Origin of the sequence: Halobacillus aidingensis, from assembly GCF_900104185.1 — a bacterium.
GTDB lineage: Bacteria > Bacillota > Bacilli > Bacillales > Halobacillaceae > Halobacillus > Halobacillus aidingensis.
On sequence record NZ_FNIZ01000018.1, the window covers coordinates 79,309 to 94,784 of the forward strand.

At 46.6% G+C, this 15,476-nt stretch carries 16 protein-coding genes; 12 read left to right on the forward strand and 4 right to left on the reverse strand.

The features are described from left to right. Positions 1-7 precede the first annotated feature (7 nt). On the reverse strand, positions 8-865 hold the full coding sequence (locus BLS23_RS15750) for a thermonuclease family protein (RefSeq protein WP_167356101.1): 858 nt from the start codon (positions 863-865) through the stop codon (positions 8-10). A gap of 295 nt (positions 866-1,160) precedes the next feature. On the opposite strand from BLS23_RS15750, the gene BLS23_RS15755 reads away from it, so the two are divergent. Both BLS23_RS15755 and BLS23_RS15760 read left to right on the forward strand, forming a co-directional pair. Continuing rightward, positions 1,161-1,400, forward strand: coding sequence for an indolepyruvate ferredoxin oxidoreductase subunit alpha (locus tag BLS23_RS15755; RefSeq protein ID WP_089653998.1), 240 nt, complete (start codon positions 1,161-1,163; stop codon positions 1,398-1,400). 311 nt (positions 1,401-1,711) lie between these two features. Continuing rightward, the gene (locus BLS23_RS15760) at positions 1,712-1,897 is read left to right on the forward strand and encodes a hypothetical protein (protein WP_089653999.1); all 186 of its coding nucleotides are present in this window, start codon (positions 1,712-1,714) and stop codon (positions 1,895-1,897) included. Between the two features lie 506 nt (positions 1,898-2,403). Here BLS23_RS15760 and BLS23_RS15765 read toward each other — a convergent pair. Further along, on the reverse strand, positions 2,404-2,529 hold the full coding sequence (locus tag BLS23_RS15765) for a YjcZ family sporulation protein (RefSeq protein WP_089654000.1): 126 nt from the start codon (positions 2,527-2,529) through the stop codon (positions 2,404-2,406). Between the two features lie 506 nt (positions 2,530-3,035). On the opposite strand from BLS23_RS15765, the gene ilvE reads away from it, so the two are divergent. The 9 genes from ilvE to ilvA all read left to right on the forward strand — a co-directional run bounded on the left by ilvE (position 3,036) and on the right by ilvA (position 13,359). Further along, positions 3,036-3,938 (forward strand): branched-chain-amino-acid transaminase, encoded by a 903-nt coding sequence (gene ilvE, locus BLS23_RS15770; protein WP_089654001.1) that lies wholly within the window; start codon positions 3,036-3,038, stop codon positions 3,936-3,938. Positions 3,939-4,397: 459 nt separating this feature from the next. Continuing rightward, positions 4,398-6,113 (forward strand): biosynthetic-type acetolactate synthase large subunit, encoded by a 1,716-nt coding sequence (gene ilvB, locus BLS23_RS15775; RefSeq protein ID WP_089654002.1) that lies wholly within the window; start codon positions 4,398-4,400, stop codon positions 6,111-6,113. Further along, positions 6,110-6,631, forward strand: a complete 522-nt coding sequence (gene ilvN, locus BLS23_RS15780) for an acetolactate synthase small subunit (RefSeq protein ID WP_089654003.1) — start codon at positions 6,110-6,112, stop codon at positions 6,629-6,631. Before ilvB ends, ilvN begins: the two co-directional genes overlap by 4 nt. 24 nt (positions 6,632-6,655) lie before the next feature. Then, entirely contained in the window at positions 6,656-7,687 is a 1,032-nt protein-coding gene (gene ilvC, locus BLS23_RS15785; RefSeq protein WP_089654004.1) for a ketol-acid reductoisomerase, read from the forward strand. Beyond that, positions 7,674-9,218, forward strand: coding sequence for a 2-isopropylmalate synthase (locus BLS23_RS15790; RefSeq protein ID WP_089654005.1), 1,545 nt, complete (start codon positions 7,674-7,676; stop codon positions 9,216-9,218). The genes ilvC and BLS23_RS15790 overlap by 14 nt, the downstream gene beginning before the upstream one ends. Before the next feature lie 16 nt (positions 9,219-9,234). Continuing rightward, positions 9,235-10,341 carry a 3-isopropylmalate dehydrogenase gene (gene leuB, locus BLS23_RS15795; protein ID WP_089654006.1) on the forward strand — a complete coding sequence of 369 codons (1,107 nt, stop codon included), beginning with the start codon at positions 9,235-9,237 and terminating at the stop codon, positions 10,339-10,341. Between the two features lie 21 nt (positions 10,342-10,362). Further along, positions 10,363-11,775, forward strand: a complete 1,413-nt coding sequence (gene leuC / locus BLS23_RS15800; RefSeq protein ID WP_089654007.1) for a 3-isopropylmalate dehydratase large subunit — start codon at positions 10,363-10,365, stop codon at positions 11,773-11,775. Between the two features lie 4 nt (positions 11,776-11,779). Continuing rightward, positions 11,780-12,385 carry a 3-isopropylmalate dehydratase small subunit gene (leuD, locus tag BLS23_RS15805; protein WP_089654008.1) on the forward strand — a complete coding sequence of 202 codons (606 nt, stop codon included), beginning with the start codon at positions 11,780-11,782 and terminating at the stop codon, positions 12,383-12,385. A 44-nt stretch (positions 12,386-12,429) separates the two neighbouring features. Then, positions 12,430-13,359 (forward strand): threonine ammonia-lyase, encoded by a 930-nt coding sequence (ilvA, locus tag BLS23_RS15810; protein ID WP_370551086.1) that lies wholly within the window; start codon positions 12,430-12,432, stop codon positions 13,357-13,359. Positions 13,360-13,759: 400 nt separating this feature from the next. Here the strand turns inward: ilvA and BLS23_RS15815 are convergent, their stop codons facing one another. Continuing rightward, positions 13,760-14,569, reverse strand: a complete 810-nt coding sequence (locus BLS23_RS15815; RefSeq protein ID WP_089654010.1) for an alpha/beta fold hydrolase — start codon at positions 14,567-14,569, stop codon at positions 13,760-13,762. 143 nt (positions 14,570-14,712) lie between these two features. Between BLS23_RS15815 and BLS23_RS15820 the strand changes: the two genes are divergently transcribed. Continuing rightward, complete coding sequence (locus BLS23_RS15820) at positions 14,713-15,153, forward strand: GNAT family N-acetyltransferase (RefSeq protein ID WP_089654011.1); 441 nt, start codon at positions 14,713-14,715, stop codon at positions 15,151-15,153. Here the strand turns inward: BLS23_RS15820 and BLS23_RS22065 are convergent. After that, on the reverse strand, positions 15,078-15,476 hold a 399-nt coding region (locus BLS23_RS22065; protein WP_244157244.1), incomplete at its 5' end, for a transposase. The two genes, BLS23_RS15820 and BLS23_RS22065, sit on opposite strands and share 76 nt — an antisense overlap.

Genomic DNA, 15,476 nt, shown 5'->3' on the forward strand with positions numbered 1-15,476 from the left:
TATTCATTTATAAGCTTTCACAAACGAGACCATCCTGATCGTGCCCATCTAAGCGATGGGGGTCTTGGGCAGGACCTCCAGCTGCTTCATAAAAGGCTTGTGCTGCTTCTTGTGAAGAAAAGTCGCCGCAGTCCCGGTCAGGTCCTTGGGGGTCATAAGGAAGGCTGCCTTCATAAGGGGAAGAGGCTTTCGTTTCCTCAACGCTTGATGATTCGTCTTCACGAAATCCCTCATCCGTAACGTACCCGTCGATGCTCCAAATCCCTTTTTCTTGTTGTTTGGCACGGGTTTCTGCGTTCTTCATAGATGCTGCATGAACGTAGGGAGGATCATATTCATAAGCATATCGGGCAAGCCCTTTTTCAAGTAATTGCTGATTGAAATTCTCTCCGTCTACCCAAACATAGCCAAGAAGCCGGTCATAATGATCACGTTTCGGCCCGTCATATTCAAACCGTACTTCTTTTCCCGACAACATTTCTTTTGCATAGTCGCTTGCCTCAGGTCCAAAAGGCTGGACGGGTTTGTCAGGGTGAACGGTCTCAGGCGTGTCGACCAGTAACAAACGGACGCGTTCTTCTCTGCCGTTGATTTTAATATCGATGGTGTCTCCGTCCACAACGTTTGTAACGGTGGCATCAACATCTCCTGGCTGTTTTTCTTTGACGGATTCCTTAGATTCCTCCTCTGAAGGTGCTTCATCCTCTTTTCCTACGGAAGCATTCTCTTCAGAATCTTGTGGTTGTTCCGTTTGACTGTCAGGGTCTTCTTCTACAGGCTGTGTTTCGGTACAAGCGGTAAGTGTAGAAATAGATAGAACTAATACAACGATGAGACCACGAAAAGGCCGTATCCATGAGGACATGGACATCCCTCCTTCCTTTTCTAACAAAAAAGCTGGGGCGGGGGTGAAAGATAAAAAAACGCAGGAAATCCAAATCATCCATTCAGATTTCGTGCGTTTTCATCATAGTCCCAGCCATTCAATTGCTACCTTTTATTCTACTAGCCGCTATTTCCTTTGGCAAACATACAAAGGGGTATTCTCTTTATGTCTATATCTGACCGTGATGATTTAATGAGGATAACAGTACAAAGATTGACAAAACCCCCTGTTTTTCGAGACACTAGATCTATTAAGGAAATAGGGAGAGATACATATGGCATTTGTCATTACACAACCGTGCCAGGGCGAACAAGCCGGGGAATGCGTCGATGTTTGTCCTGTCGATTGTATTGAAAAAGGGGAAGATCAGTATTACATCAACCCTGATATCTGTATAGACTGTGGCGCGTGCGTATCGGTTTGTCCGGTAGATGCGATTGTCGAAGAGTATGAGCTCATGCCTGAAGAAGAGCCGTATTTAGAAAAAGCGGAGAAGTTCTTCGGCAATATATAAATGATCGAAAAAACGTCCATTTGATGGGCGTTTTTTTTATCAAACAATATGGCAGAACTCTTGAAGCAATGAGTTGGATCGGTTCGCAGACCCGACCGGCCTCTACAAAGTGTCACGAAACTGAGTCCCGAACATTAAGAAACAAATGTGGAGGTCATTCATCAAAAAAATGGCTGATTCTCCAAAGAGTGATGTTTTCTTCGTTTAAAAATCAGACAATTATGATAATTTTTGCGGTTGAAAAGAGGAATAAGGGGTATGAGAGTAGAAAGAACTTATTATAATAATCTTTTGCTCAGGAGTTGATTAGGATGCTTGTGTCAGTTTATCCCCCAGAAGGTTCATATCAGGACAGGTACTATTTGATTGATCAATTAAGGGATTTAGGTTACACAGAGGATGCCTTTGGAAAAAGGACGATTGAGATGACTTTGCCTGAGTTGCAGCAAATTTTCATCAACTTGGAGTATCAAAGAGAATGTGCACTGGAAAATTAAAACGAAGAAATTCCGGATTGAAAAAGTCTTTACAGCTAAAAAGAAGCGAACCGGCTATCTTACATAGGCGACTCGCTTCTTTATGCATTATTATTAAAAATCTTAATGGTCTGAAAATGACTTTTTAGGCAGACCGGTGTGCGGCGATGAAAAACATGATGAAACCGGCCCCAAAAAAGAGTGTGCTCATTATATTGATATAATAGACGTTTGTCTACAAAAAAAGCCAGAGCGAGCACGCTCTGGAATTGAAAGAGGGAGACATTCTACAGGTAGAGGTTGTAGAGAATATGTCTCGCCGTCTATTATAACCAAACCTATATTGAGAAAACAATTTTTCTCTAGAATTCTTTTAATTGCAAAGATAACGAACAATGAACCAGAAGGTGGTGATGACCTCTGGTTCTTTTTTATGCACACCCGAATAGTGGAAAGTCGTTGACTGACCATCCACGTTTGTGTGAACCACTTATTACGGGTAACGGTGGTTCACACGAAAAGGTTTATTAGTTGTAGAAGGAAGCTCCTACGATAATCAAAAGGATGAACAATACAACGATCAAAACGAAAGTGCTTCCGTATCCACCGCCGTATCCGCCGCCATATCCGCCGCAGCCACCATACCAGCTCATATCTTTCACCACCTTTTTTAATCCTATACGACACAGTATGAGGGGACGGGCTCTGAAGGCAGGGCGAATGTCCACATTTATTTATTAGAGACTTTCGTGAACAAAAAAAGTGGTTTTCTTGAAGAAAAATTACAAATGATCGCCTGTGTTTTATTGAACCTTTTCACACTGAATCGATGCTCATTTGAGATAAAAAAGAAAAAAAGAAAAGAGAAAAAGAAACGGGATGTCAAGCCTCTCAACGGTGTAAGCGCTTAACTCATTCATCGAATCTTTTGAGTGTTCAGAAAATTTACTAAAAACCTGTTGACCTTCCCTCGAAATGGGTTTAAAGTAGTCCTCAATCAACCACATCGATCACTTCAATCGTCTGGTTGGTTCATGCGAAAGACCTGAGATTGGGACCCTGAAAATGTAAGATCACCACTTACCAGAAGGGTCCACATTTTCTTTATCATTCTTTAATCATTTCAAACATTAAACTATAAAAGAAAGGAGTGCTGAAAATGAGCAGCCAATGGATTTATATGAGCGGCGAATACGTGAAGAAAGAAGAAGCTGTCGTTTCCGTTTATGATCATGGTTTCTTATATGGAGATGGGGTGTTCGAAGGGATTCGCGTATACGAAGGCAACATTTTCAAGCTTGATGAACACTTAAACCGTCTTTATGATTCAGCGAAGTCGATCATGCTCGAGATCCCACATAGCAAGGAGGAACTCGAAGAGATTATTGCTGAAACGGTCCGCCGTAACCAGTTGGAAACCGCTTATATCCGCGTCGTCGTTTCTAGAGGCGCCGGCAATCTGGGTCTGGACCCGGCCAGCTGTGCGAATCCTCGCTTGGTTGTCATTGCTGAAGCACTCGCTTTGTTCCCGAAAGAACTATATGAACGCGGGGTCCGGCTTGCATCTGTTTCAAGCAGAAGAAATCGTCCGGACGTGTTACCGCCCCAAGTGAAATCGTTGAATTACTTAAATAACATTCTCGTGAAAATGGAAGCCAATCAAGCAGGCGTTGATGAAGCTCTTATGCTGAATGATCAAGGCTATGTAACCGAGGGTTCTGCCGATAACATCTTTATCGTGAAGAATGGAACGATTTTAACACCGCCGACTTATTTAGGTGCTTTGGAAGGGATAACCCGTAACGCCATCATCGATTTAGCCGAAGAAAAAGGCTACAAAGTCAAGGAACAGCCGTTTACGAGACATGATGTTTACGTCGCAGATGAAGTATTTTTGACAGGTACAGCGGCAGAAGTGATTGCCGTTGTGGAAGTCGATCAGCGAAAAGTTGGAGATGGGAAGCCTGGCGTTGTCACAAACCACTTGCTTTCAGAATTCAGAAAAGTAACGACAACAGACGGATACAAAGTGTACAGCAAAGATCAAGCGCACGTCAGTTAGTAGAGGAAAGCTGAGCAGAGTCTGAGGCAGTTGAAAAATAAATCACACGAACACGATGAAAGGAATAAAGGAATAAGTGCTTGTATTCCCAGAGAGCCGGGGTTGCTGGAAGCCCGGAAATACATCTTATTCTGACATCATCCTTGAGTGTCCACGCCGAACGTTCATCCAGTAGGCGGGACCAGGTGTTTCACCGCACCTGTTATCAAAAGGGGTTCATATTTTGGATCCCATGAGGTGGAGCTTGTTATAGAGCTTCACGAATGAGGGTGGTACCGTGGAAGTAAAGAGAGACCTTTTCACCCCTCACATTCTTACGACACTGTTGTTGTGTTGCAGGAATTTGAGGAGGAAGAAGGTCTCTTTTTTGTTCGAAAGGCGAAAGGTTTGAAGCGGAAAAACATCACTGAAAACATCCGCTTTTCATAAAAGATATGTTCAACACAGGAGGGATGAAAAATGAAGGCACAGGCAAGTGCGGAACAAGAGACCGCGACAAAGACAGGAGCCGATTTGCTCGTAGAAGCTTTAATCGGTCAAGGTGTCGAAACGTTATTCGGATATCCAGGTGGCGCGGTTTTACCAATTTATGATGCGATTTACCGGGCGGAAGGCAGCTTTGATCATATTCTTCCAAGACATGAACAAGGTGCGATCCACGCAGCGGAAGGATATGCAAGGGTTTCAGGAAAAGCCGGAGTCGTAATCGGGACATCAGGACCAGGAGCAACAAACTTAGTTACTGGTATTGCGGATGCGATGATGGACTCCATTCCACTCGTTATTTTTACCGGTCAGGTAGCGAAAGGCGTCATCGGAACGGATGCGTTCCAAGAATCAGACATCATGGGGATCACGACGCCGATTACTAAACACAATTATCAAGTCCAGGAAATCGAGGACCTGCCGAGAATTGTGAATGAAGCTTTTCATATTGCGACGACAGGAAGACCAGGGCCGGTCGTTGTGGATATTCCGAAAGACATCAGTTCAACGGTTTATGCAAAGGAAGTGAAGAGTGATTTTCATTTGCCGGGCTATCAGCCGACCGTCAAGCCGAATCCACTTCAGGTCAGCAAACTGCACGACGCTCTTGTGGAAGCGAAAAAACCGGTGGTACTTGCAGGATCCGGTGTCATTCATGCAGGTGCTTCGGAGGAGTTAAAAACGTTCGTCCAAAACTATCAACTGCCGGTTACGACTACGCTTCTCGGGCTTGGCAGTTACCCGGGCACCTGTGATTTGTCCCTCGGAATGGCTGGGATGCATGGGACGTATTCGGCAAACACCGCCCTTTATGAATGCGATCTGCTGATTAATATCGGTTCCCGCTTTGATGACAGACTGACGGGTAATCTTAAGCACTTCGCACCGAACGCGATGGTCGCCCATATTGATATCGACCCTGCTGAGATTGGAAAAAACATTCCGACGCACATTCCTATCGTATCGGATGCCAAAGCAGCGCTGGAAGCTTTGAATGCCAAGACTGTGAAAGGGCTGCACCACAAGGGATGGATGGATGCGATCAGCCAAAACAAAATCGATTATCCACTCTGGCATGATCAGCCGGATGAACTCATCGTCCCTCAATGGCTCATGCAAAAAGTCTATGAATACACAAGTGGAGAAGCGGTCGTTACGACAGACGTCGGGCAGCATCAAATGTGGGCGGCCCAATACTATCAATTTGACCGGCCAAACCGCTGGGTCACTTCTGGCGGCCTTGGAACGATGGGCTACGGGTTCCCGGCAGCAATCGGAGCACAGCTGGCCGACATGGATTCCACCTGCGTCGCTGTTGTGGGTGACGGTGGTTTTCAAATGACACTTCAGGAACTGTCTGTTCTACAAGAACGGAGATTACCTGTCAAAGTGTTAATCGTCAATAACCAGGCATTAGGGATGGTAAGACAGTGGCAGGAAAAGTTTTATAGTGAAAGATACTCAGAATCAATCATCGATGTGCAGCCGGACTTTGTGAAACTAGCGGAAAGCTACCAAGTTCCCGGCTATAAGATTGAAACCCAGGAAGAACTTTTGGAGGTATTGCCGAAAGTACTGGGGGATGATCAGCCGGCGGTCATCGATTGCCGCGTCCTTCAAAAAGAGAATGTCTATCCGATGATTGCACCAGGAAAAGGATTACACGAAATGATTGGGGTGAAACGATGAAGCGAATCGTCACAGCTACCGTTCATAATCGAAGCGGGGTGCTGAACCGAGTGACTGGATTACTTGCCAAAAGGCAATTCAACATTGAAAGTATTTCCGTCGGGCGGACAGAGACGGAAGGCGTCTCAAAGATGACGTTCGTCGTGGAAGTCGAAGATGACCGTAAGCTCGAGCAGCTCACCAAACAACTGAACAAACAAATTGATGTTTTGAAAGTGTCAGACATCACAGACAAAGCAATTGTCGCCCGGGAGCTAGCGATGGTGAAAGTGATAAGCAACCCACAGATCCGCAGCGAAATCCAGGGCATCATCGAACCGTTCCGTGCATCAATTATTGATGTCAGTAAAGAAAGCGTCACGGTTCAGGTGACAGGTAAATCAGATAAAGTCGATGCGCTCATCGATCTATTAAGGCCTTATGGCATAAAAGAACTTGCCAGAACAGGCTTAACCGCATTCACCCGCGGTCATCAGCCGCAAGTAGCAGAATTCAAATCTTACTCTCTATTAAAATAATTTCCCGAAAGGATGGATGTAAAAATGGCACACGTATACTATCACAACGATATTAAAGACGAGGTACTAAAAAATAAGAAGGTCGCTGTTGTAGGTTATGGATCCCAAGGTCATGCACACGCTCAGAACTTGAAGGAAAGCGGCCATAACGTCGTTGTTGGTCTTCGTAAAGGAAAGTCCTGGGATAAAGCGGAACAAGACGGGTTGGAAGTGAAGAATGTTGCAGATGCTGTAGCAGAATCCGATGTTGTCATGGTTCTTCTTCCGGATGAGTATCAGCCGAAAGTGTATGAAGAATCCATCAAACCGAACTTGAAGTCCGGCGCAGCTCTTGCTTTCGCTCATGGATTCAATGTTCACTTCAACCAGGTTGTTCCTCCATCAGACGTGGATGTATTCCTTGTCGCACCAAAAGGACCGGGACACCTTGTCCGCCGTACGTTTGAAGAAGGCGCTGGTGTACCTGCACTGATCGGTGTTGAACAGGACGTCACTGGGGAAGCGAAAGAGATCGCTCTTGCTTATGCGAAAGGAATCGGCGGCGGCCGTGCAGGGGTTCTTGAAACATCCTTCCAAGAAGAAACAGAAACCGATCTATTCGGTGAGCAGGCCGTCCTTTGCGGTGGACTTTCAAGCCTTGTAAAAGCCGGTTTCGAAACGTTGACAGAAGCAGGCTATCAGCCGGAAGTGGCGTACTTTGAATGTATGCACGAGCTCAAATTGATCGTTGACTTGATGTACGAAGGCGGACTTGAAGGCATGCGTTACTCCATCTCTGATACAGCCCAGTGGGGTGACTTCGTATCAGGCCCACGCGTCGTTGATGAGAGTACGAAAGCTCGCATGAAAGATGTACTGACAGACATCCAAACAGGGAAGTTTGCCAAAGGATGGATCCTTGAGAACCAGGTGAACCGTCCAGAGTTCAACGCCATTAATTCCCGTGAAAACAATCATCAAATCGAGAAGGTGGGTAGAGAGCTCCGTGAACTGATGCCGTTCGTCAAGAAGTCCCAATCCAAAGAAAAGGATGTGGTCACACATGGCTCACGTTAACGTTTTCGACACAACCTTGAGAGACGGAGAACAATCCGCTGGTGTCAATTTGGATCGTTTAGAAAAAGTGGAAATTGCCAAACAGCTGGAACGTTTAGGTGTAGATATTATGGAGGCGGGTTTTCCCGCTTCCTCTCAAGCCGATTTTGAAGCGGTCAAAGAGATCGCTGATACCGTCCGCGGTTGTTCGGTCACAGGCTTAGCGCGAGCTAACAAACGTGACATAGACATTGCGTGGGAAGCATTGAAAGGCGGAGCGGAGCCGAGGCTGCACGTATTCATCGCTACCTCTCCGATTCATATGACACACAAGCTGAAAAAGACACCGGATGAGGTGGTAGAAAAAGCTGTGGAAATGGTCGCCTATGCGAAGGAGAAATTTCCATACGTCCAGTTTTCCGCGGAAGATGCGCTCAGGTCCGATCAAGACTTTCTCGTACACATTATCGAAAAAGTGATTGACGCTGGAGCGAGTGTCATCAACCTTCCGGATACCGTAGGATTCACAACTCCTGACGAAATCGGCCGGCTTTTCCGATATGTAAGAGAGAACGTTCCGAACATCGACAAGGCGATTTTGTCTACGCACAATCATGATGATTTGGGAATGGCTGTAAGCAACTCCCTCGCTGCGATTGAAAACGGAGCAAGGCAAATCGAAGGGACGATCAATGGCATTGGCGAGCGTGCCGGAAACGCAGCGCTTGAGGAAATCGCTGTCGCATTGAAGATCCGCCAAGATCGTTTTGATTTTGAAACAGGCCTTGTTTTGAAAGAAATCAAGCGGACCAGTGATCTCGTCAGCCGCCTGACAGGGATGCAGGTGCCAGGCAACAAAGCCGTTGTAGGACGCAACGCTTTTGCCCATGAATCCGGGATCCACCAGGACGGCATGCTGAAGGAGTCGACAACCTATGAAATTATCACCCCAGCGATGGTTGGCATCGATTCCAATCGAATGGTGTTAGGGAAACATTCCGGACGGCATGCGTTCAAACAAAAAGCGGAAGAACTTGGGTTCGAACTCAGCGAAAACAAGCTGAAGGAAGCTTTTGAATCATTTAAGACATTGACAGGCAAGAAGAAAGAAGTGACGGATGATGATCTATTCGCCATTTTGACAGACACTCAGACGGAAGACGAAGATCAGCCTAAATACGAGTTGAAAGCCTTCCAGGTTCAATATGGCAGCATCAACCGTCCGACAGCGACCGTCCTTCTGACACGTCCGGATGGAGAAGAAGTGGAGAAGGCCAATACTGGAGAAGGAAGCGTCGAAGCCATCTACAACACGCTCGATGATCTGATTGATGCCGATGTTCATCTGCAAGACTATCAATTGAGTTCCATCGGTAAAGGACGCGACGCTTTAGCAGAAGTCCACGTCCAATTGACGGTAGATGGAATCAAAGCATCTGGTCGAGGATCGGCACAGGATGTATTGGAAGCCTCTGCCCACGCCTTTTTGAACGCCGTAAACCGCACATTATATAGAAGCAAATTCGAGAATTATCAAAGAGTGCAAGTATAACTAAAGGGGGATGCACATGGAAAAACACATCGTACTTTTGCCAGGAGACGGGATCGGTCCAGAAGTGACAAAAGCAGCAAAAAACGTACTGCAGTCGGTCGCGGATCGATTTCAGCACACCTTCACTTTTGAGAGTCATGACATCGGAGGAGTGGCGATCGACAATCACGAAACGCCCCTCCCGGAGGATACGGTCGAAGCAGCGAGAAAAGCAGATGCCATTTTCCTTGGAGCGGTCGGTGGACCGAAATGGGATCAGCTTCCCGGTCATATGAGGCCGGAAAAAGGGCTGCTTGGGATCCGCAAACAACTCGGCTTGTTTGCGAATCTCCGTCCTGTCAAAGCGTTTCAACAGTTGCTCCATGCATCACCTTTGAAACACGAGGTCGTCGCGGCAAGCGATCTATTGATCGTACGTGAGTTGACTGGCGGGTTGTACTTTGGAGAACCGAGAGAACGACGCAACAACGGGAAAGCTGTCGTCGATACGCTGGCATACGAACGTCGTGAGATTGAAAGAATCGTAGAGCAGGCTTTCCAAAGTGCACAGGTGCGAAGGAAGCAGCTTACTTCAGTTGATAAAGCGAATGTTCTCGAATCGAGCCGTATGTGGCGGGAAGTCGTCGAGGAGAAAAAGGAGAAGTACCCGGATGTAAGGGTGGAACATATGCTTGTGGATGCCGCTGCGATGAAGCTTGTTACGAATCCTTCTTACTTTGATGTCATCGTGACAGAAAACATGTTCGGGGACATCTTGAGTGATGAAGCGTCTGTACTGACAGGATCACTCGGTATGCTGCCATCCGCCAGCTTAAACGAAACAGGTGTCGGACTTTATGAACCGGTTCACGGTTCTGCCCCAGATATCGCAGGGGAAGATAAAGCGAATCCACTCGCAAGTATTCTATCTGTTGCCATGATGCTCAAGCATTCATTCGGCATGGAAGAAGAAGCAGAACAGGTGGAAGCGGCTGTGCAGGAAGTGTTGGACGAAGGCTACCATACCGCAGACATCGATCTCGTAGGTGGTACTGTCGTCAGTGGAAGTGAATTGGCCAGAAGAGTGGTTGATCAAATCAGCACAAGTGATACAACAGAAAATATCATGCGTTGTTACGTATAAACACGAAGGGAGCGGAACGGAATGAGTCATCCAAAAACCATTGTAGAAAAAATTTGGGATCAGCATGTCGTCCATGAAGAAGAAGGGAAGCCGAACCTCCTCTACATCGACCTGCATCTGATTCATGAGGTGACCTCTCCCCAGGCGTTTGAAGGATTGCGAATGGCCGGAAGGAAAGTGAGAAGACCGGATCGTACGTATGCGACGATGGACCATAACGTCCCGACGATCCATCGTAACGTCATTAAAGATGAAGTTTCCAAAAAGCAGATGGAGACTTTGAAGGCAAACTGTGAAGAGTTCGGCGTCCGCCTCGCGGACATCAACCACCCGGATCAAGGGATCGTTCACGTCATCGGACCGGAACTTGGTCTGACACAGCCGGGTAAAACGATCGTTTGCGGTGATAGCCATACCTCTACACACGGCGCTTTTGGAGCATTGGCATTTGGAATCGGAACGAGTGAAGTGGAGCACGTGCTTGCCACCCAATCCTTATGGCAGGCACCTCCGAAAACTCTTCAAGTCAACGTCGATGGGGTGCTTGGAACAGGCGTCACAGCGAAGGACTTAATCCTCGCGATCATTGGTAAATACGGGGTCCGCTTCGGTACAGGTCATGTGATCGAGTACACCGGGGAAGCTGTCCGTAATCTTTCGATGGAGGAACGGATGACGGTATGCAACATGTCCATTGAAGCAGGAGCAAGAGCCGGGTTGATCAGTCCTGATGCAACGACGATCGACTACATGCGGGGCAAGCGCTATGTACCGGAAGGAGAAGCTTTTGATGAAGCGGCTGAACAGTGGCTCGCTTTAGCTTCCGACGAAGGAGCAGAATATGACCAGACGCTTACGATTCATGCGGATGAAATTGAACCGCAGGTCACATGGGGAACGAACCCTTCTCAATGTGTTCCTGTCGGCGGTCGTGTACCCGATCCAGAATCGGTGGAAGATGATCGTGACGGTATTGAACGAGCGATTGAGTATATGGGTCTTGAGGCGAACCAGAGTATTGAATCGATCCCTGTCGAGCATGTGTTTATCGGTTCCTGCACAAACTCCAGGCTGAGCGATTTGCGTAAAGCGGCAGAAATCGTTCGTGGCGGCCGTGTTCATGAAGGAGTAAGAGCTCTTGTCGTCCCTGGTTCTAAATCTGTGAAAGATGCAGCAGAAGCGGAAGGGCTGGATACGATATTCTTGACCGCAGGATTTGAATGGCGCGATGCCGGCTGCAGCATGTGTCTTGCGATGAACGATGACATCGTCCCACCTGGGGAACGCTGTGCTTCCACTTCCAACCGGAACTTCGAGGGGCGCCAGGGAAATGGTGCCCGTACCCATCTCGTCAGTCCGGAAATGGCAGCAGCGGCTGCATTGGAAGGTCATTTTGTCGATGTCAGAAAATACGCCAGTACAGTAGGAGGGTGAAGAGATGGAACCGATCAAACAACACAGTGGTCTGGTCTACCCATTGGATCGATCGAATGTCGATACCGACCAGATCATTCCGAAGCAATTTTTGAAAAGGATTGAACGACAGGGGTTCGGCCAGTTTCTCTTCTACAACTGGCGATTCAACGAGGATGGAACACTACGGGAAGATTTCTCTTTAAATGACCCGAAGTATGATGGTGCTTCTGTTCTTGTCGGCGGTGAAAACTTCGGGTGCGGTTCCTCCAGGGAACACGCACCATGGGCGATTCAGGACTATGGCTTTAAAGTGGTTATTGCCCCGAGTTTCGCCGACATTTTTTACAACAACTGCTTCAAAAACGGAATCCTTCCGATTCAGTTACCGAAGCCGGTTGTGGATCAGCTGATGGAAAAGGCTACGAAAGAAAAGTATGAAGTGAAGGTCGATTTGGAAAAGCAGATCATTGATGACGGGGACTTAGAAGTGTCCTTCGACATCCAGTCCTACCATAAAGAAATGCTTTTGAATGGCTGGGACGAAATTGCAGTCACTTTGACCTATGAAGACAAAATCGACCAGTACGAAAAACAAAACAAAGGAGTGAAGACGTTGGGGATTTCTTAACGCTAGCTAAAGTCATGGATGCACAGGAACAGTTGCAGGAGGTGGTGCACCGCACCCCGCTGCAAACATCAACAACCTTCAATGAAAAAACCGGACAGCACGTCTATTTGAAGATGGAGAATCAGCAGAAAACAGGTGCTTTCAAAGTGCGGGGAGCCTCCTATAAGGTGGCATGCCTGACGGAAGTAGAAGCGTCCCGCGGTGTAATCGCAGCATCTGCCGGGAACCATGCCCAGGGCGTCGCTCTTGCTGCAGCGAAGCGTGGCATTCAGGCACAGATTTTCATGCCGGAAGGAACACCGAGAGCGAAAGTGGAAGCGACACAAGGGTATGGAGCGAAAGTCGTTCTTACCGGCGAGTCCTTCCAGGAAGCTTACCAGGCCGCTTTGCTTGAGCAGGAAAGAACAGGTGCTACTTTTCTTCATCCGTTCGATGACTATGATGTGATGGCAGGACAAGCGACAGTCGCCGTTGAAATGCTGCAGCAACAGCCGGATTTGAACCGTCTGTTCGTACCGATCGGCGGTGGCGGGCTGATCGCTGGTATTGCGTTCGCAGCCAAACAGCTGAAGCCGGACATTAAAGTCATCGGTGTCCAATCAGCGAAAGCCCCTTCCATGTACAATGCTTTGTACAAAAAAGGACCTGAAAAACTGACATCTGTTTCGACGATTGCTGACGGAATCGCCGTGAAGGAAAGAGGAAGACTCACCTACACGTGTATCCAAAAATACGTGGATCAAGTGATTACGGTGGAAGAACATGAAATCGCAAAAGCCATGCTGATGCTGCTTGAACGTGAAAAAACACTGGTTGAAGGAGCGGGAGCCACTGCGCTTGCCGGTCTCCTCAGCACGTGTGACACGTTTGAACAACAGCAATGCGGTGTTGTCTTGAGTGGAGGAAACATGGATCTATCCCGATTGCCGCTGATCCAGAAGCTAGCCAACCCGAAGAAAGTGGTCATCGCTTAAGGTGACAGCCAGGAAGAGTGTTTGAGCTCTTCCTGGCTTTTTTTGTTGGGTGTGATAGTTATAGAGGAATATGAATATAGCTGTATCATTTTAAGGGTGTAAAAGTTAGCATTAGAATTTAAGTAGTAACTGCCTTATGAGGAATTATCAGTCGGTTTGGGACTTTTATCGGTAGCTTTTGAATATTTAACGGTGACTTTGATGCATTTATCAGTGGCTTTTAATCATTAATCAGCGGGTTCGATGCTTTTATAGGTGTGCCCTCAATATTCTTCTGGGAAAATTTCAGTACCTTTGGGGTATTTATTAGCGACTTTGGAACTATTATTACGATCTTCGGATATTCATTCAGGGAAAAAGAAAAGGAGAGCCGGCACATGTAGCCGGTTCTCCTTTTCTATTATTTCAATAAATCAAGCAGCGTTTGGTTGAATTTTTCTTTTTCATCATAAACCATTCCGTGGCCGCTGTTTTCAAAAGGGATGAGAGTGCTGTTCGGAATTTTTTCATTCAAAATCTCGGAAAATGCGTAATCACAGATTTCATCGTGTTTTCCATGGAGGAGGAGGGTAGGTACTTCAATCTGACTGACTTCCTCCCGTAAATCTTCATCTCTTAGTGACTCTGCGCAAGCAATGGTGGCGTGAGCTGATGCTTCAAGGCCGAGGCTGTGGAACCATTCTCCGAAAGATTCCGAGATATCAGAATGGTAGAACCCTTCGCCGAAATCTTTCAATGCAGCTGGACGGTCGTTTTGGATCGCTTGGATCAGGCCGTCGACTTCTTCTTTCTTCATGCCGTGGGAATACCCTTCTCTTTGAGTGAAACTTGGAGCGGCCGGACCTGCCAGAATCAACTGCGCCAATTCTTTGTTTGCAAATTTCGTAGCATAGCGGACTGCAATCGGCCCGCCCATAGAAAAGCCTGTTAAATAGAAGTTTTCCAGTTGAAGGTATTCCACAACGGTTTTCACATCATGAGCAAGTGTATCGTAATCATAGCCGAAAGCCGGTTTGTCTGATTTTCCGAATCCCCGCAGGTCGATGCCGATGAAGCGGTAGCCTTTCCGGGGTAATGTGTTCATTTGATATTCGAACATTTGATGGTTCAGGGGCCAGCCATGAAGGAATACGATCGGCTGTCCTTCTCCGATATCTTGCACGAATAAGTCAATATGGCGGTCATGATCCACTTCGATATAGAGTGACATTTGAATAAAAACCCCTTTTTTTATGTTATGAAGAATATTCCCGGTCTCCGCCATTTAAAACTGATCAATATTAGAAAGCTTCATCCCACTATTCTGTTTATCTTCCTTATCCCTCTATATAATAGAAAGCGGAGGTGCTGGAAATGAATCTATTATTCAAGCCGGTAACAAAAGAAAATTGGGAAACATGTGTCAGCCTGAAGGTCGATGAAAGCCAAAAAGGCTTTGTTGCTGAGAATTGGTATTCGATCATAGAAGCTTCTTTTGAAAAGGAGTTTTTTCCTACTTGTATTTATGTTGGCGACATGATGATTGGTTTTCTTATGTACGACCGTGATCCTGAAACAAAACGTTTGGAAGTAAGTCGTTTTATGATCGATCAAAATCATCAAGGAAAAGGGTACGGAAAAGCATCGATGACCGCTTTGCTTGCTCTTATTAAGGAAACGTATGGTCCTGTCGACTTCTACACAAGTGCAGAACCCGAGAATGAAGGAGCCATCGGGCTTTATGAATCTCTTGGTTTTGAAAGAACAGGAGAAGTCATGTGGGGCGAAGTTGTCTTGAAAGTGACAATCACATAGGATAAAAACACAAGAAAAAAGAGGCTGGGACATAACCAGTCGAAAACGTAAAAAAGGGTTCCGGTCATCGAATTTTGATGACCGGAACCCTTTTTTACTGAGTTTATCTTATCATTGGTTAGACGGTTTCCGTTTCTGGCCGTGTACTTTCTCAAGTTCACGGCCAGGAAGGCAAATCCTAATTCATTTTCCACACACTCTTTGCCCCTCACGGACATTCGAGTGAAACGCAAATTAGCCTTCAAAAATCCAAAAACTGGCTCTACGTCTACCTTACGTTTTCCGTAGATTTCACCCGTTTTCTCGTCTGAAAGCTTCTCCTT